This window comes from Halomonas sp. BC2 (assembly GCF_002078115.1).
Classification (GTDB): Bacteria; Pseudomonadota; Gammaproteobacteria; order Pseudomonadales; family Halomonadaceae; genus Vreelandella; species Vreelandella stevensii.
The window spans coordinates 67714-74041 of the sequence record NZ_LFGT01000018.1; the positions used below are offsets into that span (position 1 = coordinate 67714).

At 61.9% G+C, this 6328-nt stretch carries 4 protein-coding genes and 1 pseudogene; 3 read left to right on the top strand and 2 right to left on the bottom strand.

The annotated features are described in order from the left end of the window. Nucleotides 1-153 precede the first annotated feature (153 nt). Nucleotides 154-3236: pseudogene (locus B7L71_RS12100) on the bottom strand (efflux RND transporter permease subunit). Beyond that, nucleotides 3220-4257 carry an efflux RND transporter periplasmic adaptor subunit gene (locus B7L71_RS12105; protein ID WP_249273252.1) on the bottom strand — a complete coding sequence of 346 codons (1038 nt, stop codon included), beginning with the start codon at nt 4255-4257 and terminating at the stop codon, nt 3220-3222. Before B7L71_RS12105 ends, B7L71_RS12100 begins: the two are co-directional and overlap by 17 nt. A 256-nt stretch (nt 4258-4513) precedes the next feature. Between B7L71_RS12105 and B7L71_RS12110 the strand changes: the two genes are divergently transcribed. The 3 genes from B7L71_RS12110 to B7L71_RS12120 all read left to right on the top strand — a co-directional run bounded on the left by B7L71_RS12110 (nt 4514) and on the right by B7L71_RS12120 (nt 6301). Further along, nucleotides 4514-5488 carry a malate dehydrogenase gene (locus tag B7L71_RS12110; RefSeq protein WP_016913321.1) on the top strand — a complete coding sequence of 325 codons (975 nt, stop codon included), beginning with the start codon at nt 4514-4516 and terminating at the stop codon, nt 5486-5488. 221 nt (nt 5489-5709) lie between these two features. After that, entirely contained in the window at nt 5710-5943 is a 234-nt protein-coding gene (locus B7L71_RS12115) for a hypothetical protein (protein ID WP_081138235.1), read from the top strand. Then, the gene (locus B7L71_RS12120; RefSeq protein ID WP_081138237.1) at nt 5933-6301 is read left to right on the top strand and encodes a hypothetical protein; all 369 of its coding nucleotides are present in this window, start codon (nt 5933-5935) and stop codon (nt 6299-6301) included. The genes B7L71_RS12115 and B7L71_RS12120 overlap by 11 nt, the downstream gene beginning before the upstream one ends. Nucleotides 6302-6328 lie beyond the last annotated feature (27 nt).

Genomic DNA, 6328 nt, shown 5'->3' on the forward strand with positions numbered 1-6328 from the left:
GTGCCCTCGAATCACAAAACGCCATCGCCACCCCCGGTGCCCCCATCGGCAACGCTCTGCGCGTTGCTTCGCGGGTGCGCTCCGCTTACGCCGCGCTACGGGTGTGGCGGCAACGATGCAAATGGGGTTGCCCGTAGCGGGGTGGGGCGCGTTTCACCCGAGATCTTTCTCCCGCCGTAAGCGGCCGCCGATCACTAGCATGCAGGGGGTGAGCAGCAGGGTGAGGAAGGTGGCGAACGTCAATCCACCGGCGATGGCGCTGGACATTTGTGTCCACCACTGGGCGGAGGGGGCGTTGAACCCCAGCGCGGGAGCGAAGAGGTTGACGTTGACTCCCAGCACCATGGGCATCAGCCCCAGCACGGTGGTGATGGCGGTCAGCAGGACGGGGCGCAGGCGCAGGCAGCCTGCCTCCAGGGCCGCTTGTGCAGGCGATATGCCGTCGCGGCGCAGCTCGTTGTAAGTGTCGATCAGGACGATATTATTGTTGACCACGATGCCCGCCAGCGCGATCACCCCCATGCCTACCATGACGATGCCAAAGGCCTGGCCGGTGATCAGCAGGCCCATGAGTACGCCCGCTGTGGAGAACACGATGGCGGACAACACCAGCGCGGCCTGGTAATAGCTGTTGAACTGGGTCACCAGAATCAGCGCCATCAATCCTACGGCAATCAGGAAGGCACTGATCAGAAACTGCATCGACTCCTGCTGATCCTCCTGTTCGCCAGCCACATTGACCATCAGGCCATCCGGTAGTTGGCCTTGGCCAGCGGTCAGCAGGGCTCTCAGGCGCTCATCGGCCAGGTAGCCGGGCGCCAGATCCGCTTCCAACGTAATCGCGCGGCGGCCATCGATGCGGTTCAATGTCCCACCTTGGGCGCCGGGGCGATTTCCACGAAATGAGAAATCGGCACCTGCCCACGGGAGGTGTTGATGGTGAGCCGCTCCAGTTGGTCCAGCGTGCGCCAGTGTTCCGGAAGGCGTACGCGAATATCGACCTCGTCACTCACCGTGGGAGGGCGGTAGCTGGCCACCTGCAGGCCGGTGGTGAGCAGTTGAACCGCGCTGCCAATGGTGGTGATGTCGGTCCCCATGCGGGCGGCGGCCTCACGGTCCACGGTGATCTGCCACTCCACCCCTGGCAGACTGCGGTTATCCTGAATATCCACGAAGCCGCCCAGCTCGCGCATCAACCGGGTGAGCTGATCGACCCCCGCATCGGCAACGTCCGGGTCCGTGGCGCTGACTTCCAGCACGATGGGTTTGCCGCCGCCGGGGCCCATTTCCTGCTCGCGGAACTCCAGAGTGATCCCCGGGATGTCCGCCGTGCGCTCGGCCATGTCCGCCAGAATGGTGCGCGCCGGACGGCGCTGATACCAGTCAATGAACTGGAACTGCAGCATGCCGACCACGTCGCTGCCCATCTGCTGGTCGGGCACTGCAAAAGAGCGTGCGTAGAGGGCCTCTACTTCGCTCAGGCCGCCCAGGCGCTGCTCCACGCGGCGCAAAATGGCGTCGGTTTCCTGCGCGGAAAAATCGCCCCGGGCGCGCACTAGCACCTGGGCGCTATCGGGTTCGACGTTGGGGAAGAAGTCCACACCATGGTTGAACCGCGCATAGCCGGTATACAGCAGCGCGATCAGCAGCAGGGCGAAGGCCAGCACCCAGCCGGGGTAGCGCAGCAGGCGGCTCAGCAGGTGACGATAACTACGCCCCAGGGTAGTGCTTTCGTCCATGGGCCCAGTGCCTGCGCCGCTGGCCTGTGCGGTACGGGTAAACAGCCGCCCCAGCGTGGGCAGGAAGATGAGCGCCATGACCAGCGAGGCCAGCAGGCACAGAATCACCGTCGCGGGCAGGTACTTCATGAACTGACCGACGACGCCGGGCCAGAACAGCAGCGGTAGAAACACCGCCAATGTGGTTGCCGTGGAGGCAATCACTGGCCAGCTCATCCGCGACGCGGCGTTCAGCCACGCCTGATGAGCCGTTTGCCCCTCGTGCAGATGGCGGTCGGCGAGCTCGCTGACCACGATGGCACCGTCCACCAGCATGCCTGCCACCAGAATCAGCGCAAACAGCACCACGATGTTGAGGGTGAAGCCAAAGGCCCACACCAGCAGAATGCCGCTCAGGAAAGCCCCCGGAATGGTCAGCCCGACCAGCAGTGCCATACGCCAGCCCATCACGGCGACCACCACGATCAGCACCAGCACCACGGCGGTCAGCACGTTGTTGAGCAGCTCGGAGAGCATGTTCTGCACGGTGACCGACTCGTCCATGATCGTGGTCACCCGTAGCTGCTCCGGCAACAGCGGCTGCGCCTCCGCAAAGCGGTCCCGCACGGCGTCGATGGTGGCGATAATGTTGGCCCCGGCGCGTTTGGAGATTTCCAGCACCACGGCAGGCTGGCCGTCGATACGGGCAAAGCCTTCGGGCTCTTTGTAGGTGGGATGAATCCAGGCCACGTCACCGAACGTGACTACTTGCTCGCCCTCTACTTTCATGGGCATGTTCATCACGTCTTCCAGGGCGGCGATGATGCCGGGCACCTTCAGCGCCAGCCTGCCTGCGCCGGTGTCCAGGCTGCCGGCGGCCACCAGCCGATTGTTGCGCGAGACCTGGTTGAACAAGGCATCGAAATCGACCCCGTAACTCTCCAGCACCAGCGGGTCCACGACGATTTCCAGCAGGTCTTCACGGTCACCGGCAATGTCCACCTCCAGCACGTCGGCAATGCCTTCGATCTCCTCCTTCAGGCGGCGGGCGATGGCGATGCGCTCGCGGGTGTCCAGCTCCCCTGAAAGGCCGATGCTCAAGACCGGAAACTCCGAGACGTTGACCTCCATGACCCTCGGTTCGTCGGCTTCGGTGGGCAGGCTGCTACGCGCAATGTCCACTCGTTCCCGTACGTCGGAAAGCGCCGTGTCCGGGTCGAAGCCCGGGTCGAACTCCAGCGTGACGGAGCCATGCCCCTCGCTGGACTGCGCCGTGAACTTGCGCAGCCCGGCAATGCCCCGCAGCTCCTGTTCCATCGGGCGAATCAGCAGCCGTTCGCCATCTTCCGGGCTGACCCCCTCCAGCGAGAGCGAGACATAAATGATCGGGATGGTGACGTCCGGGTTGGCTTCCTTGGGGATCACCTGCCAGGCCGTGAGCCCAGCCAGCAGCAGCCCGACCAGTAGCAGCAGGGTAGTGCGCGTATGGGTCAGCGCCGCATTAATGAGTGATCGCATGACCACCTTCCTGGGCAGGCACGGGAGTCACTTCCTCGCCGGGACTCACAAGTCCAGCCCCCAGTGTAATCAGCGTGACCGGGTCGGGTAGGCCGCTGACATAGGCGCGCTGGGTGTCGGCACTGACCAGCTCCACGGCAGACTGCACCACGCGGTTTTCGGCATCCAGGTGCCGAATGGCCAACTGGCCCCGCTCATCCAGGTTGAACAGCGCAGGCGAAAGCGTATGCACGGCGCGAGGGGGCAGGGTGATGGTCAGCTCGGCGCTGCCGCCTGCCAGCCGCTGGCGTTCGGGGTTGTCGAGGAGGACTTCCACGTAAAACGTCCGGGTCGCCTCATCGGCACGGCGGCTGATATAGCTCACTTCGCCGGTCAGCTCGCCGCCATTCAACAGGCGGGCCGCCACCGGCAGCCCTTCACTCAGAGCGCCGACCTGCTGCTGGGACGCCCAGGCCTCCCCTTTCAGGTGACGGTCATCGACCAGGCGAGCCCACTCTTCTCCGGGTTGCAACAAGTCACCCATTTCCACCTGTACTCGGTCCAGCACGCCTTCGAACGGAGCGCTGGGGCGAGTATCGCGTAGCTGCTTCTCCAGTTGAGCCAGCTGGGCCGCGCTGGCGCTGAGAGCGCTTTGCAAGCGCAGCAGCTCAGGCTGGGAGATCAGCTCGCGACGACGCAGGTTCTGGGCCCCCGCGTACTCCGCCTGCGCCAAGGCCAGCTCGTCGCGTGCCTGCTGCAGGCGCTCCGGCAGGGCTTCACTTTCCAGTACCAGCAGCGTCTCGCCCGGCTGAACGTGTTCGCCCTGAGAGACGGGTATTTCCGCCACCAGGCCCGCCACATTGGCGCGTAACACCGCCTCGCGCGCCGCCGCCAGCTGGCCTTGAACCACCACCTGAGGAATGTAGAGCGTGCTGGGTTGGGTCGATACCTCTACCCGCGTCAGAGATTCGCCGTGGGTGTCGTGGTTTTCGGCAGGCGTCGACTGAAAACGCTGAAAGTCGCCCAGGGCAAGCCATACCACCAGGGCCAGCACCAGCAGGCTAGCCAGTGCATAAGAGGGGGGGGATTCTTCGCATGGGGAGTCACTGTTCCAAATAAAGAGGGGCTCGCAACCCGAGACACCATAGCGCAAGTGCTGCCGGTCAGCGAGTACCAGGCCGCCGTGCGAATGGGTAGTAGTCTCAAGTCTGATTGAGTTTTTGAGCGTGTGGGCATAACATCGTTGCGCGAATCTTTACCGGGCGAACCTTCACTAGGCGAACCATCAAGGAGCAATGATGAAAGATCCAGTACGTATTGCGATTACCGGCGGTGCCGGCCAGATCAGCTACTCTCTTATTTTCCGCATTGCCGCTGGCGACATGCTGGGGCCGGATCAGCCTGTCATTCTCCAGCTTCTCGAAATTCCTCAGGCCATGGATGCGCTCAACGGCGTAGTCATGGAAGTGAACGACTGTGCGTTCCCGCTGGTGCAAGATATCGTCGCCACCGACGACCCCAACGTGGCGTTCAAGGATGCCGACTTCGCTCTGCTGGTAGGTGCTCGTCCGCGTGGCCCCGGCATGGAGCGTAAAGACCTGCTGGAAGCCAACGCCGCCATCTTCTCCGTACAAGGTAAAGCGCTGAACGACCACGCCAGCCGCGATGTGAAAGTGCTGGTCGTCGGCAACCCAGCCAACACCAACGCGCTGATTGCCTCCTGCAACGCGCCGGACCTGGACGCTGGCCAGTTCACCGCCATGACCCGTCTGGACCACAACCGCGCCCTGACGCAGCTGGCACAGAAGACCGGCAAGCACGTCACCGACGTCGAAAACATGATCATCTGGGGCAACCACAGTGCTACCCAGTACCCGGACCTGGCCCAGTGCAAGGTAGACGGCAAAGCCGCTTTCGATCTGGTCGAGCGCGACTGGTACGAAAACGACTTCATCCCGACCGTACAGCAGCGCGGTGCCGCCATCATCAAGGCACGCGGCGCCTCGTCTGCCGCCTCCGCTGCGTCTTCCGCCATCGATCACATGCGTGATTGGGCGCTGGGCTGCGACGGTATCGTCAGCATGGCCATCCCCTCCGACGGCAGCTACGGCATCGCCGAAGGCATCATCTACTCCTACCCGGTGCGCTGCCAGGGTGGCAAGTACGAAATCGTACAAGGTTTCGAACTCGATGCGTTCAGCAAAGAGAAGATGCAGGCCACGGAAAAAGAACTGCGCGAAGAGCGCGCTGCCGTCGAGCACCTGCTCGGCTAAGCACGCCGTTTGGCACCCGCCAACCGCACCCACCCCGCAAGTTATGCTTGCGGGGTTTTTTATGGGCATGGGATGCTGCAAAAGTATGCCCCTTCAATAGGGTCGTCGTCGCGAGTCACCGAGCGACTCGAATTTTTGAGCAAAAGCGTGTCAAATGTAGAGGGTATAGAAAAAATATTGGAGTACCGGGTTGCTCATCAGCAGCGCTTGAGGAGAAGAGTATGCAGGCGATTGAATTCGAAACAGATATTCAAGACGGTATGGTTAAAATTCCAGACGAATACGCAGAGCTGAGAAACAGGCATGCCCGGATCGTGGTGCTGTACGAAAACAGCACATCAGCGCCGAGCGAGCCCGAGGCGTCATCCGGTCTTGATTTCTCGTCTGTAAAAGCGCCCACGCTGACAGCGCAGGAAGGGCTCGAGTATCAACGGAGCATGCGGGATGAGTGGTGATTATCTGCTCGACACGAATGTTTTTATTAACGCGATCAAGCGACAGCTATGCCTCCCGCCTGCTCATTACGCTTATTCCGTGATCACTGAGCTCGAACTGTTGGGATTCCCGGGGCTACCCTTGCAAGAAGAGCAGGCTATTTCAGCTTTATTAGCCAATCTGACACGCGTCGAACTCAACCATCTAGTCAAACAGGAGACGATCAATACACGTCGTCATACGCTGATGAAATTACCTGACAGCATCATTTCTGCATCTGCCACCGTTACCCAAGCCACATTAGTCACAGACGATGCCACACTGGCCGCTAGGCACCAGGGCAAAGCGATATCGTTGAATATGCTCTTGCGTTCTTGATAGTCCACATCGTTCCAGACAGAGACT